The sequence below is a fragment of the Qipengyuania marisflavi genome (genome assembly GCF_005884405.1).
Taxonomy (GTDB): Bacteria; Pseudomonadota; Alphaproteobacteria; order Sphingomonadales; family Sphingomonadaceae; genus Qipengyuania; species Qipengyuania marisflavi.
Map to the genome: position 1 here is coordinate 211,231 of NZ_VCAO01000003.1, position 16,773 is coordinate 228,003.

20 protein-coding genes are annotated in these 16,773 nt (G+C 62.8%); 8 read left to right on the forward strand and 12 right to left on the reverse strand.

Going from position 1 to position 16,773, the window contains the following annotated elements:
- The first annotated feature begins 93 nt into the window (after nt 1–93).
- Nucleotides 94–1,326, forward strand: a complete 1,233-nt coding sequence (locus tag FEV51_RS08005; RefSeq protein ID WP_138617693.1) for a sensor histidine kinase — start codon at nt 94–96, stop codon at nt 1,324–1,326.
- Nucleotides 1,316–2,065, forward strand: coding sequence for a LytR/AlgR family response regulator transcription factor (locus FEV51_RS08010; RefSeq protein WP_138617695.1), 750 nt, complete (start codon nt 1,316–1,318; stop codon nt 2,063–2,065). Before FEV51_RS08005 ends, FEV51_RS08010 begins: the two co-directional genes overlap by 11 nt.
- A gap of 198 nt (nt 2,066–2,263) precedes the next feature.
- Here the strand turns inward: FEV51_RS08010 and FEV51_RS08015 are convergent, their stop codons facing one another.
- Nucleotides 2,264–2,479, reverse strand: a complete 216-nt coding sequence (locus tag FEV51_RS08015) for a UrcA family protein (protein WP_138617697.1) — start codon at nt 2,477–2,479, stop codon at nt 2,264–2,266.
- A 196-nt stretch (nt 2,480–2,675) separates the two neighbouring features.
- Here FEV51_RS08015 and FEV51_RS08020 point away from each other — a divergent pair, with 196 nt between their 5' ends.
- The 3 genes from FEV51_RS08020 (at nt 2,676) to FEV51_RS08030 (ending at nt 4,697) form a co-directional block, all read left to right on the forward strand.
- On the forward strand, nt 2,676–2,942 hold the full coding sequence (locus tag FEV51_RS08020) for a hypothetical protein (protein ID WP_138617699.1): 267 nt from the start codon (nt 2,676–2,678) through the stop codon (nt 2,940–2,942).
- Between the two features lie 77 nt (nt 2,943–3,019).
- Nucleotides 3,020–3,847: a diacylglycerol kinase family protein gene (locus FEV51_RS08025; RefSeq protein ID WP_171033070.1), complete on the forward strand. Its 828-nt coding sequence runs from the start codon at nt 3,020–3,022 to the stop codon at nt 3,845–3,847.
- The gene (locus FEV51_RS08030; RefSeq protein ID WP_138617703.1) at nt 3,837–4,697 is read left to right on the forward strand and encodes a metallophosphoesterase family protein; all 861 of its coding nucleotides are present in this window, start codon (nt 3,837–3,839) and stop codon (nt 4,695–4,697) included. The genes FEV51_RS08025 and FEV51_RS08030 overlap by 11 nt, the downstream gene beginning before the upstream one ends.
- A gap of 16 nt (nt 4,698–4,713) precedes the next feature.
- On the opposite strand, the gene FEV51_RS08035 is transcribed toward FEV51_RS08030, so the two are convergent.
- From FEV51_RS08035 to FEV51_RS08060, 6 genes are all read right to left on the reverse strand, one after another.
- Nucleotides 4,714–5,451 (reverse strand): class I SAM-dependent methyltransferase, encoded by a 738-nt coding sequence (locus FEV51_RS08035; RefSeq protein WP_171033071.1) that lies wholly within the window; start codon nt 5,449–5,451, stop codon nt 4,714–4,716.
- 67 nt (nt 5,452–5,518) lie between these two features.
- A complete protein-coding gene (gene rpsI / locus FEV51_RS08040) occupies nt 5,519–6,049 on the reverse strand; it encodes a 30S ribosomal protein S9 (RefSeq protein ID WP_138617707.1) in 531 nt (176 codons plus the stop codon).
- Nucleotides 6,049–6,528: a 50S ribosomal protein L13 gene (rplM, locus tag FEV51_RS08045; RefSeq protein WP_138617709.1), complete on the reverse strand. Its 480-nt coding sequence runs from the start codon at nt 6,526–6,528 to the stop codon at nt 6,049–6,051. The genes rpsI and rplM overlap by 1 nt, the downstream gene beginning before the upstream one ends.
- A gap of 202 nt (nt 6,529–6,730) precedes the next feature.
- Nucleotides 6,731–7,447 (reverse strand): hypothetical protein, encoded by a 717-nt coding sequence (locus tag FEV51_RS08050; RefSeq protein ID WP_138617711.1) that lies wholly within the window; start codon nt 7,445–7,447, stop codon nt 6,731–6,733.
- A 26-nt stretch (nt 7,448–7,473) separates the two neighbouring features.
- Nucleotides 7,474–7,764, reverse strand: a complete 291-nt coding sequence (cutA, locus tag FEV51_RS08055; protein WP_138617713.1) for a divalent-cation tolerance protein CutA — start codon at nt 7,762–7,764, stop codon at nt 7,474–7,476.
- A complete protein-coding gene (locus FEV51_RS08060) occupies nt 7,761–8,813 on the reverse strand; it encodes a COX15/CtaA family protein (RefSeq protein ID WP_138617715.1) in 1,053 nt (350 codons plus the stop codon). Before FEV51_RS08060 ends, cutA begins: the two co-directional genes overlap by 4 nt.
- A gap of 48 nt (nt 8,814–8,861) precedes the next feature.
- On the opposite strand from FEV51_RS08060, the gene FEV51_RS08065 reads away from it, so the two are divergent.
- The 3 genes from FEV51_RS08065 (at nt 8,862) to FEV51_RS08075 (ending at nt 10,950) form a co-directional block, all read left to right on the forward strand.
- Nucleotides 8,862–9,359, forward strand: coding sequence for a MerC domain-containing protein (locus tag FEV51_RS08065; protein ID WP_342773739.1), 498 nt, complete (start codon nt 8,862–8,864; stop codon nt 9,357–9,359).
- 10 nt (nt 9,360–9,369) lie between these two features.
- Nucleotides 9,370–10,350 carry a sulfur carrier protein ThiS gene (gene thiS / locus FEV51_RS08070; protein ID WP_138617717.1) on the forward strand — a complete coding sequence of 327 codons (981 nt, stop codon included), beginning with the start codon at nt 9,370–9,372 and terminating at the stop codon, nt 10,348–10,350.
- Between the two features lie 72 nt (nt 10,351–10,422).
- Complete coding sequence (locus FEV51_RS08075; RefSeq protein WP_138617719.1) at nt 10,423–10,950, forward strand: hypothetical protein; 528 nt, start codon at nt 10,423–10,425, stop codon at nt 10,948–10,950.
- Between the two features lie 13 nt (nt 10,951–10,963).
- On the opposite strand, the gene FEV51_RS08080 is transcribed toward FEV51_RS08075, so the two are convergent.
- The 5 genes from FEV51_RS08080 to FEV51_RS08100 form a co-directional block, all read right to left on the reverse strand.
- On the reverse strand, nt 10,964–11,446 hold the full coding sequence (locus FEV51_RS08080) for a hypothetical protein (protein WP_138617721.1): 483 nt from the start codon (nt 11,444–11,446) through the stop codon (nt 10,964–10,966).
- A gap of 4 nt (nt 11,447–11,450) precedes the next feature.
- Complete coding sequence (locus FEV51_RS08085; RefSeq protein WP_138617723.1) at nt 11,451–11,831, reverse strand: cupin domain-containing protein; 381 nt, start codon at nt 11,829–11,831, stop codon at nt 11,451–11,453.
- Nucleotides 11,832–11,833: 2 nt separating this feature from the next.
- Nucleotides 11,834–13,636 carry an AMP-dependent synthetase/ligase gene (locus FEV51_RS08090; protein WP_138617725.1) on the reverse strand — a complete coding sequence of 601 codons (1,803 nt, stop codon included), beginning with the start codon at nt 13,634–13,636 and terminating at the stop codon, nt 11,834–11,836.
- A 109-nt stretch (nt 13,637–13,745) separates the two neighbouring features.
- Nucleotides 13,746–15,464, reverse strand: coding sequence for a gamma-glutamyltransferase (ggt, locus tag FEV51_RS08095; protein WP_138617727.1), 1,719 nt, complete (start codon nt 15,462–15,464; stop codon nt 13,746–13,748).
- 10 nt (nt 15,465–15,474) lie between these two features.
- On the reverse strand, nt 15,475–16,503 hold the full coding sequence (locus tag FEV51_RS08100) for a quinone-dependent dihydroorotate dehydrogenase (RefSeq protein ID WP_138617729.1): 1,029 nt from the start codon (nt 16,501–16,503) through the stop codon (nt 15,475–15,477).
- Nucleotides 16,504–16,773 lie beyond the last annotated feature (270 nt).

Below are 16,773 nucleotides of genomic sequence, written 5' to 3' on the forward strand. Positions count from 1 at the left end.
GCCGACGAGCGGCGCGACGCTCGACGAACGCCAATGCGCGTTCGACAGCGGCGCTGGCCTTTTTGTGAACAAGACGGCAGACCGGCACCGCCCATGAATTTTGTGACCTCCTCCGAATCTGAAGAGCCGCGGCTGACGCATGCGGCCGTGCTGGCATCGATTGCCGGGCTATGGCTGTGCTATTTCCTGCTCACCACTTTGCGCGGTTCTGTCGTCGGGCTTGAGCTGCAAGGCGAACTGCTGTGGCGCCGCGGTGTGGTCAGCCTGGCCGGGATGGGGGTCACGGCGCTGCTGTGGCTGGTGCTGCGGCTGGTTGAAGACCGCAGCCTTGGCCTGAAGGTCACCGTGGTACTGATTGCCTCGCTGCCAGCGGCCCTGCTGATTGCGCAGGTCAACCAATGGGTGTTCGCATCGGTCGAAGCGAAAGTGGAACAGAAGATCGGTGAGGATCGCGGGGTGTCGATCCGCCGCGATGAAGCGGGCAATCTGCTGGTCGATTTGCCGCGCGCGCCAATGGACCACGGGGTCGATGAAGCCAGCGCGGCATCCCCCCGCAGCATCATGATTGCGCCCGCCCCGACGGCCAGCGACCGTTGGCGGGCGATTTTCGATATTGCGCTCGGGCGCTATTTCCTGCTGCTCGCCTGGGCGGCGCTGTATCTCGCCATGCTTGCCGGGGCGCAGGCGCGCGCCGCGCATCAGCGTGAGGAGCGGTTCCGGTCGGCCGCCAAGTCGGCCGAGTTGCGTAGCTTGCGGTATCAGGTCAATCCGCATTTCCTGTTCAACACGCTCAATTCGCTGTCCGCGCTGGTGATGACGGGCAAGGCCGAACGCGCCGAGCAGATGATCCAGACCATCTCACGGTTCTATCGCCACAGTCTGGCTGACGATCCAACGGGTGATGTGGCGCTGGACGAAGAGATCGACCTTCAGGAGCATTATCTCGAAATCGAATCGGTGCGATTTCCCGAACGGCTGCGCATCAAGATCGACATTCCCTCCGAGCTGGCACATTTCAAAGTGCCGGGCATGATCCTCCAGCCACTGGTTGAAAACTCGGTCAAATATGGTGTTTCGGCGAGTGCCAGTCCGGTGACCATCGTGATCTCGGCACGCACAGAATATGAACGGCTGGTGCTGACGGTTGCCGATGACGGGCCGGGCGGCCAGCAGAGCGGCCACAAGGGTTTCGGCATCGGCCTGGCCAATGTGCGCGATCGGCTGAAAGCTCGTTTCGGCGATGCTGCCAGCGTGACCTCGGGCGCTTCCCAAAGTGGCGGATACGCCACCGAACTGCGGATACCATTGGTGAAACATGGCAGATAGTGAAGACACCCGTCTCCGCACCTTGATCGTCGATGACGAACCGCTGGCGGTCGAACGGATGCAGGTCATTTGCGCCAAGCTGGACGATCTTTCGGTCGTCGGCACTGCCAGCGACGGCGCGCAGGCGCTGCGACTGGTCGAGGCGCTGCAGCCCGATTTGCTGTTGCTCGACATGACCATGCCCGAGGTCGACGGTCTGTCAGTGGCGCGCGAACTGGCGAAGGCGAAAACCCGTCCGGCAGTTGTGTTTGTAACCGCGCATGACAATTACGCAGTCGACGCTTTCGATCTGGATGCGGTCGATTATGTGCTCAAACCCGTCAAACCCGAGCGGCTCGACCGGGCCGTGCGCCGCGCGCTGGCGCGGCGGGGCGAGGAGGGGCGCGAGGCCAGTCGCTGGCTGGAAGAACTGTGGATTCCGCACCGCTCCGAACTGATCCGGATCGAAACCGCCGAAGTGGGCCGGATCGATGCCGAGCGTGATTATGTCCGCCTGCATGTCGGCAATGGCGAAGAGGCGCGGTCCTATCTGCTGTTGCAGACGATTGCGGGGCTGGAAAAGCGGCTTGATCCCGCACAGTTCATTCGCATCCATCGCTCCACCATCCTGCGCAAGAACGGGATCAAGGGTCTGCGCCATGACGGGCTGGGGGTGTGGTCTGTTGAACTCGACAATGGCGAGGCGCTGCGGATCGGGCGGACCTATCTGTCCAAGGTCAAGGCGATGGCCGGACGCTGATCCAGCGCTGCTATATTTCAGAATAATCGGAAAAGTTGGATCCCCGACCGGGGGACTGCTTCCGGCCGGGGATCAGGTGGTCGGACTGGGGGGTCAGCCACCTATGCCATATTGTTCAACAACGGCGTCATATTGGGCGCGGGCCGCGATCCGCGCCTTGGCGTAGCAGCGGCGCCCATCACCATCCTTCAGCCGCGTTCAGGTGCGCTGTTCCTGATAATTGCAGGCCGTACGCGCAGCTTGGTCGAGGCGACGCTGCAATGCTTTGCGATCCGATTTCTTCGTCAGGTCGATGTCGGTGTATGTGACTGTGAGATCGCGGTTGTAGCCAGCGGCATTCTGGGCAAATGCGGGCGTGGGCGCGGCGGCAAGGGCGAGCCCAAGCGCGGCGGCAATAGCAAGATTCTTCGCCATTTTTCTATCCTTTCGATTGCAGCAAAGGTTTGGACGAGTTGCCCGGAAACACTGTGCCGACACACTTTGAATGCACCCATATTTTCCTCCCGGCAGCCCGGATTCGACGGGTGTTTCAGCGTTCTGACGACCTGCTGACCGTTACCGACCAAGTGCTGCTGGGCATCGGCGGGCGGCGAGCCTATGGTTCTTGGCGATGATCCTGACAGTGCTCTTCATTCTGGGTGTGGCGAATTTTGCCGTTCACAAGGCCGTGCTGGAAAGCGGGCATCCCTTTCTGGCGAGCGTGCCTGCGGCGCTGCGCGCCAATGGCGGGCGGATTTCTCTGACAGCGGAATTTATCATCCTGCTTTCGGCCATGTTGCTGGCCAATGGCGGGTGGAGCAGCGCGGGATGGGCTTATGCGTTCTACAGCGCTTGCAATGGCGTGGCCGGGTGGACAATGCTCCGGCGCGCTGAATAATCCTGTTGCCAGCTGCGGGAACAAGCTGAGGCTTTCCGCGCTCTCGTTCTATGACAGACCAATCCAGAATGTGGCTCGTGACCAATGCCCGCAGCGGCAGCAACACCGCCGATGCGCTGGTGGCGCTTTATGATTGCTGCGACGCGCGCGGCATCGTTGTGGAACGCCAGATCGACTTTCCTGACGAAGAATTGCCGACCCCCGAGCAGCTGGATGAGGCGGGCGTTGGCTGTCTGGCGATCTATACTGGCGATGGAACACTGAATGCGGCGATCACCGCCCTGTATGGCTGGGGCGGCTCGATCCTGGTGCTGCCCGGCGGGACGATGAATTTGCTTAGCATCCGCCTGCACGGTGACGTGGATGCGCCCATAGTGATCGAACGCTATGCCAATCAGGCGGTGCGCCCGGTGCGCCCGCTGATGGCGCGGTGCGAGAAGGGCGACGCGCTGGCCGGACTGTTGGCGGGGCCGGGCACAGCCTGGGGTTCGGTTCGCGAGGCCATGCGTGATTTCGACCTCTCCGCGATTGCGGAAACCGCCAGTCAGGCGATCAACGAGACCACGGCCGGCACGATGCTGCGCTGCGCAGAGCCAGCTCGGGGCAGGCCTGAAGGCTATCCCCTGATCGAGTTTTCCCCCAGCGACCGCGGGATGCAGCTGGACGGGTTCTCGTCGGAGACTACAGGCGAATTGCTGCAGCAAAGCTGGGCGCTGCTGCGCCGCCAGTTCCGTGAAGGGCCGCATATCCGGTTGGGGCTGTTCGATGAAGTCACGCTTGAGAGCGTCGACGGTGGCCCGGTCGAGGTGTTGATTGATGGCGAACCGGCCACACTTGGCCCGCGCGCAACATTCACAGTGGCAGCATGCGAGGTCGATCTGCTAGCGACCGATCATGGGTACTGACAACACGCGGATTTTTCACCTCTCGGACATCCACTTCGGCCTTGAGGACAATCGCGCGCTCGATTGGGTGGTGCAGGAAATTGCCGAGCGCCGCCCGGACGCGGTGGCGATTACCGGCGATCTGACCATGCGTGCGCGGCACCGCGAATTTGCCGCCGCAACGCATTGGATCATGTCGCTGGGCATTCCCGTGACGGTTGAAATCGGCAATCACGACATGCCTTATTTTAACCCGGTCGAGCGGTTCTTTGCGCCCTATCGCCGGTTTCAGGGCATGGAGAGCGTGGTTGAGCGCGAACTTAACCTGCCGGGCCTGGCGATTGTGCCGCTGAAGACTGCCGTGCGGATGCAGCCCCGGGCCAATTGGTCGAAGGGCTGGATCAGCAAGCGGGCGCTGGAAAAATGCCTGACTGCGATCGACGCCCTGCCTCCTGGTGTCAAAGCGCTGGTGACCGCGCACCATCCGCTGCGCGAGGTCGGCACGGCAGGCACGGCACTTACCCATGGCGGCAACAATGCGCTGGCGGAACTGGCCAAGCGTCCCGTTGCCGCAGTGTTGTCGGGGCATGTCCATGATGCGTTCGATATCGTCGAAGCGACCACCAATGGCCCGGTGCGGATGATTGGTGCGGGGACTTTGTCCAAGCGCACGCGCTCGACTCCGCCAAGCTATAACGAGCTGATGTGGGACGGGCAGGATTTGACCGTGTGTGTGCGCAATCTGGAAGATATCGCGACGCCGTCCATGCAGATCGACGACGTCCCGGAAAATGCCCTGCCGCCGCGTGAACCGGGCGAGCCGGTCGCACCGATCCGTCAGGTGCCGCGCGTAGACCCGCCGGTGCACTGACCGCGGCGGCGACTTTCTATTCGATAATCACCGCCGCCTGCATATTGGCAAAGGCGAGATAGCGATACTTCAGGCCAGCAAGCTTGCAGACCTCCTGCCAAGCGCGAAACTCGCCTTGCTGCCAGTTGGGGTAGCCGTAATATTCGTCGAAAATGATGACGCTGCCAGTGGTCAGGCGCGGGGCGATCGTCTCCAGGACATAGCGCGCGCTGGCGTAAGTATCGCAATCGAGGTGGCACAGCCGCACGGGCGCGTCAGGATGCTCAGCTAGGAATGACGGCACTGTGTCTTCAAACCAGCCCTTGATCAGTGCGACATTGCTGCTGACCTTGGGCAAATTCCCTCCCAGATCGAATGCACCCTTGGGCAAATGATAGCCGGTCCAGTCTTCGGCCAGCCCGGTGAAACTGTCGAAGCCATACAGCCGCTCGCCGGGGAAGCGCTTGGCGAGATGGTTGATCGACACCCCCTCGAACACGCCAAATTCCAGCATCATCCCGCTCTCAAGCTGTGCGTGTGACGCGGCATAATCCCACAGCTCTTCGCGCAGCCGGAAGATCATCGCCTGATCGAGGTGCTGCGCTGCATAATCGGCGGATTGCCGCGCCGCCGCTTCGCGCAACAGATCGTAGACCTCGATCTTGTAAGGCGAGAGCATCCGCGTGAGAGCGTGCTTGATCCGGCGCAAGGGCATCGCGCCCTTCAAGCGGCAAACCAGCGGATTGGCAATCCTTTGTGCAGTGCTGGCGGGCAAGAAAAAAGGCGACCCCGTTGCCAGGGCCGCCTTCTTTTGGCGATCACATGGATCGGTTGGAAGCGGCTTAACGCTTCGAGAACTGGAAGCTCTTGCGTGCCTTGGCACGGCCATACTTCTTACGCTCGACCACGCGGCTGTCGCGGGTCAGGAAGCCAGCGGCCTTGACGGCTGCGCGCAGCGTCGGTTCGTAGCGCGTCAGTGCCTGGCTGATGCCGTGCTTCACAGCGCCAGCCTGGCCCGACAGACCGCCGCCCTTGACCGTAGCGACGATGTCGTACTGGCCCTGGCGTTCGGTGATGGCGAACGGCTGATCGATCACGAGGCGCAGCGTGGGACGTGCAAAATACACTTCCTGATCGCGGCCATTGATAGTGATCTTGCCCGTGCCCGGCTTCAGCCAGACGCGTGCCTTGGCATCCTTGCGGCGGCCAGTGGCATAGGCGCGACCCTGCTTGTCGAGCACCTGCTCGCGCAGGGGAACTTCGGCCTTGGCAGCGATTTCAGCGGCGTCGCCTTCCGGCGCGCCCCCGGCGATGTCTTTCAGATCAGCGAGATCGGTGACGGTTTCGCCACTGGTGTTGGTGGTGTCGGCCATTACGCGGCAGCCTTGTTCTTGCGGTTCATCGAGGCGACATCGAGCACTTCGGGCTGCTGCCCGTCATGCGGATGCTCGGTGCCGTTGTAGAGGTGGAGCGCCTTCATCTGCGCACGGCCCAGCGGGCCACGCGGGATCATGCGCGTCACGGCTTTTTCAATCACACGCTCGGGGAAACGACCTTCCAGCACCTTGGCCGGGGTGGTTTCCTTGATACCGCCGGGGTGGCCGGTGTGCTTGTAATAGATCTTGCCGGTCATCTTCTTGCCGGTGAACTTCACCTTGTCGGCATTGAGGATGATGACGTGATCGCCGCAATCGACATGCGGGGTGTAGCTGGGCTTGTGCTTGCCGCGCAGCAAATTGGCGACAATCGCTGCCAGACGGCCCACGACGAGCCCTTCGGCGTCGATAATGTGCCACTTCTTTTCGACCTCGGCCGGTTTGATCGACCGGGTGGTCTTGGTGAGAGCCTTCATGGCTGTGATATCCGTTTCTAGTGTTTGCAGCACTTGCCGCTGAGGCAAGCACCCGTCCGGCGAATCCGGGTTTGTCCGAATTTGCGAAGCGCGGACCAAATGGCGCCGACACCCCGATTAGTCAAGCAAATCCGCCCGTCTTGGCTGCGGTAAAATAATACCGCAGCATAATATCGCAACGGTTTTGCGCGCATCTGGCGGGTCAGAAAGCGGCCAGTGTCCAGCGCTCTTTTGCTGTGCGCTGAGTGTCGGCGATGCGCGAGACGATCATTTTCTCGCAGGTATCCAGCAGGCCAGACGCTGGATCGATATGGGTGACCAGCGTAATTTCCAGCTCACCTGCTGTCCCGTCGGGTAGCGGTATGGTGCGCGTCACCGTGCTGGCGCCGGGTGCGGGAAAGAACAGATCGAGCGGGACAGTGCTGACCAGCGCCGCCGACGTCTGATGCAATTGCGCGATAAAGCTGCGCGAATCCGCGCTCGCATGTTTGCCCAGAGCAGCCAGCGCCGCATCCACCGCGCTTGTCATATCGCTATCCGCCGTGGCGGGAGAATTGACGATCCGGCCATCCGCATCGAGCAGTGCGGGAAACAGCCCCGTGACATCGCGCTGGCGCTCAAGCGCGGCTAGCGGGGCGAGTGCTGCAGGTGCCTCGACTTCGCAGCTCAGCTGGCGGCCAGCAATCTGCATCCCGCGGCCCACGACTTCAAAACGGCATTCCCAATCGCGTGTGACCACCAGCGCTGCGCCGCCGACCAGCTCACGCTCCAGCACCCGCTGCAACCGCATGGCGTGCGGCGGGGCGCTCAGTTTGCCAGTCGCTCTGGCCGGGGCAGCGGTGACACCCAGCGCTGCCAGCGGGGCGAGGGCCATCACGCCCATGACTTCCAGCACCGACCGGCGATTAATGCGCCCCATGTCTTTCATCCCCCCAAAGCTCCCAGTCATTGCGCCGTGCCGCTCCCCGCAGAATCGCAGCGCCAGCCCATTATTGCGGGGGTGTCATAAGGGTGCAGGGCCTCAAGCCGGGTGACTGCGCGGTCCAGCAGGCTGGCATCCGTTTTGATCAGCGCCGGAATTTCTTCGCCCGCGCCCATTTCGCCCTGCCAGCAGAATAGCGAGCGGATCGGGCCGCCGATATTGATGCAGCCGATCAGATTTTCTGCGAGCAATTGACCGCCCAATCGCTCCGCAGTCGCAGCATCGGGGAAGGGGCAATAGATCAGTGCCGTCATGCGCGCCGCCCCAGCACGTGTGCGCCCCAGGCGAAGCAGGCGACCAGCAACGCGCCGACCACCTGATGCGCCACCGCCAGCCACAGCGCGACGCCGGTCATCACTGTGGCAATGCCCAGCAGTATCTGCGTGCCGAAGGCGCTGTGAATGGCAATCGAGGCGCGTCTCTCAAGCGGTTTCACCCGGCGCGCCATCACAATCAGCGCCGCCACCGCGGCCCACGCCCACCAGCGATGCAGGAAATGGATCAGGAAGGGATCGTGCGTTGCAGCATAGAAAAATCCGCGCGCGCCATCGTATTCGGGGATCAGGCGGCCCTGCATCAACGGCCAGCTATCCGAAGCCAGTCCGGCATTCAGCCCCGCGACCCATGCCCCCAGCAACAGCTGGACGAACAGGATCGCCGCCACCCAGCTGGCCATTGCAGTCCATCTTGCGGGAGCCGCTGCGGGGTCGCGATCCAGGGCGCGCAGGTCCAGCGCGGTCCAGACCAGCCCGCCGAGTGTGAAAAAAGCGGTCAGCAGATGGATCGACAGCCAGAAATGGCTGACATCGGTCATCTCTCCCGACAGCCCGCTGCGTACCATGAACCAGCCGAACACGCCCTGCAGCCCGCCCAGCGCCAGCAATGCGACCAGCCGCAGCTTATATCCGGCAGGGATCGCCCGGCGCACCCAGAACCATGCCAGCGGCAGCGCGAAAGCGATTCCGATCAAGCGGCCCAGCAGGCGGTGAAACCACTCCCAGAAAAAGATGAATTTGAACGCGGCAAGATCCATTCCGGCGGGTCCGGTTTCGTTGCGATATTCAGGTGTCTGGCGGTACAGATCGAACTCTTGCTGCCACTGCGCCTCGTCCAGGGGGGGCAAGGTGCCGCTGACCGGGTTCCACTGCGTGATCGACAGCCCGCTTTCGGTCAGCCGGGTAATCCCGCCCACTGCAACCATCAGCACCACCATGGCCGCCACGATCAACAGCCACAGCGCAATGGCGCGGGGCCGTGTTTGCGCCGGGTCTTGCGCGGCAGTTTTCAGGACTTGGGGAGACATGGCCGCCTGTGTGATGACGCGCGCCGCCTTTCGCAAGGGCAAAACGAATTGCGCGGCTATCGCCTCTCCGCCGATGGCGAAATTACAGCGGAACAGGGCATTCCCCTTGCATCACGTTACATCGTCACATATCTGTGTTGCATGTTGCAACGTGCCATTTCCCCGATTCGTCGGCGGCTCGACCGTGCGGGCATCTTCCTGTCGGGTGCGTGTGCGGTGCATTGCCTGCTGTCGATTGTGCTGGTGTCCGGTCTGGGTCTGGGCGAGGAGCTGTTTCTCTCGCCCGACATCCACCGCATCGGCCTGGTGATCGCAACGCTGATTGCGGCGGTTGCGATTGGCTGGGGCGCGCTGCGTCACCGCATGGCTGCACCCTTTGTGGTGGCGATGACCGGCCTGACATTTATGGGCGGCGCACTGGCGGTGCCGCATGGTGCGAAAGAGGCGATCCTGACCATCATCGGCGTCGCATTGGTCTCGCTCGGCCACATCCTCAACATGCGCCATACGCACTCCGCGTCTTGCGCGGAGCGTTGCAAGGATTAAGTGGCGGGGCATGACAGCCCCTATCTCCCTGACCGTTAACGGCGAACTGCGCCGCACTTCTGCCACCACAATAGCCGCGCTGGTGCGCGAACTGGACCTCGACCCGGCCAAGGTCGCGGTTGAACGCAATGGCGTGATCGCCCCGCGCAGCGAATTGGCGCAGCATCCGGTCAGTGACGGCGATACGCTGGAAATCGTCCATTTCGTCGGCGGCGGCAGCGGGGATGACAGCTGGACCGTGGCGGGCCGTACCTTCACCTCGCGGCTGATTGTCGGGACCGGCAAATATAAGGATTTTGCGCAGAACGCCGCCGCGCTGGAGGCTTCGGGCGCGGAAATCGTCACCGTGGCGGTCCGCAGGGTCAATGTCAGCGATCCCAAGGCGCCGATGCTGACCGACTTCATCGACCCGAAAAAGACGACCTATCTGCCCAATACCGCAGGCTGCTTCACCGCCGACGACGCGATCCGCACCTTGCGGCTGGCGCGCGAGGCGGGTGGTTGGGATCTGGTCAAGCTGGAGGTGCTGGGCGAGGCGCGCACACTCTATCCCGATATGCGCGAGACGCTCAAGGCCACTGAAATCCTTGCGAATGAGGGCTTCCTGCCGATGGTCTATTGCACCGATGACCCCATCGCGGCGAAGCAGTTGGAAGAGGCGGGCGCCGTGGCGGTCATGCCTCTGGGCGCGCCAATCGGCAGCGGGCTGGGCATCCAGAACCGCGTGACCATCCGCCTGATCGTCGAAGGCGCCAGCGTGCCCGTGCTGGTCGATGCCGGTGTTGGCACTGCCAGCGATGCAGCTGTGGCGATGGAACTGGGCTGCGACGGTGTGCTGATGAACACCGCCATTGCCGAGGCGAAAGACCCCATCCGCATGGCCCGCGCGATGAAACTGGCAGTCGAGGCCGGGCGACACGCCTATCTCAGCGGCCGCATGGCCACGCGCAAATATGCCGACCCCAGCTCGCCACTGGCGGGCTTGATCTAGACCAATTTAGGCCATCAACACCAATTGTTAACCAAGTTCGGTGACATTCACCCTGCAACAGGGAGTGCCATCATGGCCGTCACGAATGCCGCATCGCTCACCATCGCCGAAATGCGCGAATTCGCCAGCTTCACCGCTGCCGAACAGCGCTATATCCGCCGCAGTCTCGATATCGGTCTGGGGCGCTGTGATGCGTTTCGTGTCTGGGGCCGCAACGCGGTCGAAAACGCCGCGATCCGCAGCCAATATGTCGCTTATCAGGAATTGAAGGCGCTGCGCCAATCGGTGCCGCAGGATTCGGGTTTCGACCGGATCGAAGGGTTTGTCGGCAAGCTCACCCGCGTGGCCGCTTTCGACCTTGCGCAGGAACGCATGGACAGTTTCTCCGCCTTCCGCTTCCTCTACGAACGCCTGCTGGGCGCCGAAGCGCGTCCGTGGCTGCCCAGCGCCTTCTGCGCCGCCGCAGCCCTGCCGCAAATTCGCCCTGAACGCCGTCGGATGCTGCTGCAATCCATCAGCGAAGCCGCCGCAACCGCGCCAGGCTGGAGCGACCGCGCACCCAGCTTCTATCCGGAGTTCATCGAGGAAGTGGCTGCGTAAGAGCCACAGTCGTTCATCGACAGTTCTTCGTCACCGCATTGCGGCGAGCTTCCTGCCGAAATGACTCCAGCTTTTCCGAAACCGCTTTGTCGGCATCATCGATAGAGCCACCTCCGGCCTCGACCGCATTGAAAAGCCCTTCAAGGGCAATTCCCTGCTCCTCAGTGCAGATGAAGTCATCGGAATTAGGTGGGACGTATCCGCCCGTAGAGATACAGGCGTCGTCGCCGAAGCCTTCGAAGCAAACGCTTTCATAGGAAACGGGAACGCTCGAAGTTGCTACACCCAATCCCGTTATGCCTACCGTTAGCCGCTTGTACTCGGCATCTGCGACAGAATCTTCATAGCCTGCCATTCGACACTCGCAATTGATGCGCGAGATTTCCTCAAGCCGTTCTAAGTCTAAAGAAACTTTGGAATCGTTCGTCGTCTCGGCATCTCCACCGCAGCCTGAAATCAAAAGTGAAACGGCGAGGCTGACCGGGTACCGCATCATTGTTCTAAATCTCTTCCACAATCAGATAGGTCACCGTGGTCTCGCCCACATTCACTACTTCGTGCCACTCCACGCCGTCGCTCGAATAATCCGAGCCCGTCGCCAGCGTCGCCGTGCGCGTGCCGCTTTCGCTGGTGAGCTTCATCGTGCCTCCGATCAGCGCGTATCCGTAATGCGGCGGGTGATAATGCCGTTCGTGGCCCACACCCGGCGGGAAGGTGCAGCGCAGCAAGCGGTGCGTGTCGGTCTGGTGCTGGAGCGTGCAGACCCGCTCTCCTTCCCAGCCCGCTTCGAGCGCGGAGGGTAGCGCATCGCTGATGTGCTGGCGCGTGGTGCAGCTGCCGAGCAGTAGCGTGCCGGCAAGGATTATCCCTATATCTCGCATATTTAGCTGCGGTAAAGCCCGTCGAGGCGCTCGCCGTAGCGATCCCTGATCTTATGCCGCCGGATTTTCATGCTCGGCGTCATCTCTTCGTTTTCGACGGTGAAGGCTTCGTCGGCAAAGGTGAACTGGCGGACCTTTTCGACCACTGACAATTCCTTGTTCACCCGGTCCAGAGCCTTGCGCACTTCGGCCCGGAATTCGGGATTGTCCTGCAATTCGCGCAGGTCGAATTTCTTGCCCTGCGCCTTGGCCCAGTCGAGCGCCCATTCGGCATCGGGGACAATCAGGCCCACGATATAGGGGCGCTGGTCGCCGGTCACCATTGCCTGGCCGATTTCGGGCTGCAGGGTCAGCATCCCCTCGACTTTTTGCGGGGCGATATTGTCGCCCTTGTCATTGACGATCATGTCTTTCTTACGGTCGGTGATGACCACCCGGCCCTGATCATCAACATGGCCGATATCGCCGGTGTACAGCCAGCCGTCTTGCAGCGCCCGCCCGGTTTCGGCGGGGTTCTGCCAATAGCCATGCATTACCAGCTCGCCGCGGCAGAGGATTTCGCCATCCTCGGCAATCTTGATTTCCACGCCGCGCATGGGCGGGCCGACGGAATGCATGGCGATCCCGGCGGCGGGGCGGTTGCAGCTCATCACCGGGCCAGCCTCGGTCTGGCCATAGCCCTGCAGCATGGTCAGACCCATCGCATCGAAGAAGATGCCGACTTCGGGATTGAGCGGCGCGCCGCCGCTGACCATCGCCTTGACCCGGCCGCCGAATTTGGCGCGAATCTTGGGGCGCAGCAGGCGGGCGACCACGAAATCGCGTACAGCATCGCCAAACTGCGGCTTTCCGGCAGCACGCCGTTCACCGACACCCAGCGCAGTGTCCATCAGTTTGAGCGCCATGCCGCCCTGCTTTTCGATCTGCTTCATGATCCGCGTGCGCAGCACTTCGAACAGGCGCGGGACGACGACCATGATCGTCGGCTTCACTTCCTCGATATTGCTGGCCAGTTTCTCCAGCCCTTCGGAATAGAATATCTGCGCGCCGACAGAGATCGGCAGGAATTGCCCGCCAGTATGCTCGTATGCGTGGCTAAGCGGGAGAAAGGACAGGAAGCGCTCGTCATTCGACAGGCCGAAATCATCGATCAGGATTTCGCCCGCGCCCGCGACATTGCACAGGATCGCGCCGTGATGCTGCATCACTCCGCGCGGGGCACCGCCGGTGCCGCTGGTGTAGATGATGCAAGCGGTGTCGCCGCGCCCGATGGTGGCAATCCGCTCCCGCACAGCCTGACGGGCCGTGGCCGCATCGCCTTGCGTCAGGTCGGCCCATGTGTGGCAGCTAAGATTGCCGCCCTGATATTTGCGGATGCCGTCGATCGGGATGATATGTTCGGCAATTCCGGTGTGCATGATCGCCGGGATCAGCGGTCCGGACAATTTCTCGTTCGACACGATCACCGCGCGGGCGCCCGAATTGTCGAGAATATGGACGTGATCGCGCTGCGTATTGGTGGTGTAGGCCGGAACGGTAATGCAGCCCGCCGCCATGATCGCCAGATCGGCAATGCACCATTCGGGCCGGTTTTCCGACACCAGCGCCACGCGGTCGCCATCGGTCAGGCCCATGGCGCGCAGCTTTTCTGCCAGAATACATACCTGATCGGCAGTTTCACCCCAGCTCAGCGTCTGCCATTCACCGGCGCGCTTGTGGCCGAGAAAGGGCTGGTCGGCCTTTTCGTCGGCATGCTTGAGGAACAGCTCGACGAGGTTATTTGCCGCATCGATATCTGAAAGCACTTCGGGCTCCTCGTAGTTTCTTGTTTTGTTTGCGTCCCAACGTTGCGGGGCGGCTTAGGCTCCCGCTGCCGCTACGGCAAGACCATGCACGGGCGGCATTAACGGCGTCTCAGGGCAAGATCAGATCACTTTCGATGCGCGGGTCACGCGCGCCCTGCCAGCCGCTGGCAGAGCGTAGGATGGCACCGCCCTTTACCGGGGCGGCGCGTGCGGTAATCTGGCTGTGGCCCAATGCCTCGAAAGCGGGAATGGCGGTTTCCAGCCAGGTGCCCTGTTCGACCAGTATCGCATCGCCAAACGCCATGATGAAGGGCATCCCGACCGCTTCGCCGGCCGATGCACCGAAATCGATAGCGGCAATGATGCTGCGCGCGGTCTGGACCGGGATGGTGGAGCCGCCAGCGGCACCGACGGCGAGGAATGGCCGGCCCTGCGGGTCCCAGACCACAGCCGGCGACATCGAGCTGCGCGGACGCTTGCCGCTCTCCACCCGGTTGGCGACCATACGGCCCTCCACTTCTGGCGAGCGGCTGAAATCGGTCAGTTCATTGTTGAGATAAAATCCCGAAGCCATCAGCCCGGACCCGAACGGCCCCTCGATGGTGGAGGTGTAGCTGACCATCGTGCCTGCCGCATCCACGGCGGCGAGGTGCGATGTGCCGCGCTCCTCAGGCTCGTCGCCGTCGGCCAAGGCAATGGGTGCACCAGCCGGTTTGCCCGGAGCGGCAAAGGCCAGCGTGGTCGCGGGATCGATCAGGGCGCTTCGCTGCGCCAGATAGGACGGATCGACCAGTCCGGCGACGGGCACCGACACGAAATCGCTATCCGCCAGATACAATTCCCGGTCGGCATAGGCCAGCCGCTGCGCTTCGAGAAACAGGTGCCAGGTGACCGGGTTTTCCGCGCCCAGCGCCGACAGGTCGAAGCGTTCGAGCATGCCGAGGATTTGCAGCACGGCGACACCGCCCGAAGTCGGCGGACCCATCGCACAGATGCGATAGGCGCGGTAATTGCCGCATACCGGAGCCCGTTCCTGCGCCTCGTAATCGGCCAGATCGGCGGGGGTCATTGCCTTGTCATGCGGCGTGGCAGCAGCAGTGGTGGTGGCGATTTCCTCGGCCAGCGCGCCGGTATAGAACGCCTGCGGCCCGCGTGCGGCGATATCTGTGAAGGTCCGCGCCAGCGCCGAATTGGTGACCACATGGCCCACGGGATGCGCGGCCCCCGCTGCGTCATAAAACAGCGCCTTGGCCACCGGCGAACCACCGGCATGTTCGGGCATCCGCACCAGATAATCGTGCAGGCGCGGATTGATGCGGAACCCGTCACGGGCCAGCGCAATCGCGGGTTCGAACAATTTGGCCCAGGGCAGCCTGCCATTCTTGGCGTGCGCGCGGGCGGCCATTGCGACATTGCCGGGTACCCCCACGCTCAAGCCGCTGCGGACCGATTCGCGGTAAGCGGGAAGTTTTCCGTCAGGGCCAGAGAACCACTCAGGTCCAGCCGCCGCCGGGGCTTTCTCGCGCCCGTCAAAGCTTTCAGCGGTGCCAGCGGCGGTGCCGCGCACCAGAAAGCCGCCGCCACCAATGCCGGAGCTTTGCGGTTCGACCACTGTCAGCGCCAGCATGGTGGCAACCGCGGCGTCAGTGGCATTGCCACCAGCGCGCAGCATGGCCATCCCGGCCTCCTCAGCGCGTGGATCGGCGGCGGTCACTGTGCCGGCAAAACCGGCTGGCGGAGCGATTGGTGCGGCGGGCGCATTGGCGGGGAGAGTGGCGCAGCCAGCGAGAAGGGCGGCAGCAAGCGAAACGGTAAAAGCACGGATCATGCGGGGGACGCTACTCCGTCCCGACCGCCTCGGCAATCGAGGTAAAGCCGTCACGGCGCATCATTTTTTCCAGCCCACTGACAATCCGCCGCGCCAGTCCCGGTCCTTCATAGACCAGCGCGCTGTACAGTTGGACCAGGCTGGCCCCGGCGCGGATGCGCGCCCAGGCGTCTGCGGCGCTGGCAATGCCGCCTACACCGATCAGCGGAACCGCGCCGCCGGTTGCCTTGCGGAAATCACGGATGCGGCCCAGCGCCAGCTGCGTCAGCGGTGCGCCGGAGAGGCCTCCCGTTTCGCCGCGGTGATGCGAGCGCAAATCAGGGCGCGAGATGGTGGTGTTGGAGACGATCAGCGCGCCCAGCTGCTTGTCCAGCGCAATCCGCGCAATCGCGTCGATATCGGCACGCTCCAGATCGGGCGCGACCTTGAGGAAAATCGGCGGGCCGTCAGCGCCGCGTGCATCCAGCACAGCGTCAAGCAGGGCAGTCAGCGCGCCCTCGTCCTGCAGGGCGCGCAGGCCGGGCGTATTCGGGCTGGAGATATTGACCGCCAGATACGATGCCAGCGGCGCCATGATTTGCGTCATCTTGGCGTAATCGGCAATCCTGTCGGCGCTGTCCTTATTGGCACCGATATTGATCCCGACCACTCCCGGTCGCTGCGCCCGGCTCGCCAGCCGCTTGCGCGCGCTTTCGGAGCCGCCATTGTTGAACCCCATCCGATTGATCACCGCGCGGTCTTCGACCAGCCGGAACAGGCGCGGCTTGGGATTGCCTGCTTGCGGAAGCGGGGTAATCGACCCGACCTCGGCAAATCCGAAGCCCAGCCCAAGCAGCGCATCGGGCACTTCGCCATCCTTGTCGAACCCGGCGGCCATGCCCAGCGGATTGGGAAAGGCGATGCCCGCCACCTCGGTTGCCAGCGCGCCTGCAGTTGGTGGACTGCGCAGCGGTGAGGCCTTGAGCGCGGCGATGGTCAGGCCATGCGCGCGTTCCGGATCCAGAGCGAACAAGGCGGGGCGGGCGAGATGGAACAACATGCGCCGCGCCTATGCCCAACCCGCCTGATCCTGTCGAGCGCAGGACCGGTTGGCCGCACCTACAAACCGATCCAGCGATGACCTATTTTGTCCGAAATGCCGAGATGTCGTTTGCATACAATCAAATGATACAGACTCGGCTTAATTCACCCCTGCGACCCGAAGGGCTCGGCGCATTCATGCAAAGAGTTCCTGACTTTATGGGGCGGTTCCTCCGGGCGCCGCCCCCTTTTTTTGGCACCGTGATCCTCTCGCCCCCTTTCCAAGTGC

Bases quoted from the DNA above. Each gene is read 5' to 3' on its own strand.
- FEV51_RS08075 (WP_138617719.1), top strand. From the start codon at position 10,423: ATGGCCGTCACGAATGCCGCATCGCTCACCATCGCCGAAATGCGCGAA.
- FEV51_RS08080 (WP_138617721.1), bottom strand. From the start codon at position 11,446: ATGATGCGGTACCCGGTCAGCCTCGCCGTTTCACTTTTGATTTCAGGC.
- FEV51_RS08020 (WP_138617699.1), top strand. From the start codon at position 2,676: ATGATCCTGACAGTGCTCTTCATTCTGGGTGTGGCGAATTTTGCCGTT.
- FEV51_RS08100 (WP_138617729.1), bottom strand. From the start codon at position 16,503: ATGTTGTTCCATCTCGCCCGCCCCGCCTTGTTCGCTCTGGATCCGGAA.
- FEV51_RS08030 (WP_138617703.1), top strand. From the start codon at position 3,837: ATGGGTACTGACAACACGCGGATTTTTCACCTCTCGGACATCCACTTC.
- cutA (WP_138617713.1), bottom strand. From the start codon at position 7,764: ATGACGGCACTGATCTATTGCCCCTTCCCCGATGCTGCGACTGCGGAG.
- FEV51_RS08085 (WP_138617723.1), bottom strand. From the start codon at position 11,831: ATGCGAGATATAGGGATAATCCTTGCCGGCACGCTACTGCTCGGCAGC.
- FEV51_RS08010 (WP_138617695.1), top strand. From the start codon at position 1,316: ATGGCAGATAGTGAAGACACCCGTCTCCGCACCTTGATCGTCGATGAC.
- ggt (WP_138617727.1), bottom strand. From the start codon at position 15,464: ATGATCCGTGCTTTTACCGTTTCGCTTGCTGCCGCCCTTCTCGCTGGC.
- FEV51_RS08050 (WP_138617711.1), bottom strand. From the start codon at position 7,447: ATGGGGCGCATTAATCGCCGGTCGGTGCTGGAAGTCATGGGCGTGATG.
- FEV51_RS08005 (WP_138617693.1), top strand. From the start codon at position 94: ATGAATTTTGTGACCTCCTCCGAATCTGAAGAGCCGCGGCTGACGCAT.
- rpsI (WP_138617707.1), bottom strand. From the start codon at position 6,049: ATGGCCGACACCACCAACACCAGTGGCGAAACCGTCACCGATCTCGCT.
- FEV51_RS08060 (WP_138617715.1), bottom strand. From the start codon at position 8,813: ATGTCTCCCCAAGTCCTGAAAACTGCCGCGCAAGACCCGGCGCAAACA.
- thiS (WP_138617717.1), top strand. From the start codon at position 9,370: ATGACAGCCCCTATCTCCCTGACCGTTAACGGCGAACTGCGCCGCACT.
- rplM (WP_138617709.1), bottom strand. From the start codon at position 6,528: ATGAAGGCTCTCACCAAGACCACCCGGTCGATCAAACCGGCCGAGGTC.
- FEV51_RS08015 (WP_138617697.1), bottom strand. From the start codon at position 2,479: ATGGCGAAGAATCTTGCTATTGCCGCCGCGCTTGGGCTCGCCCTTGCC.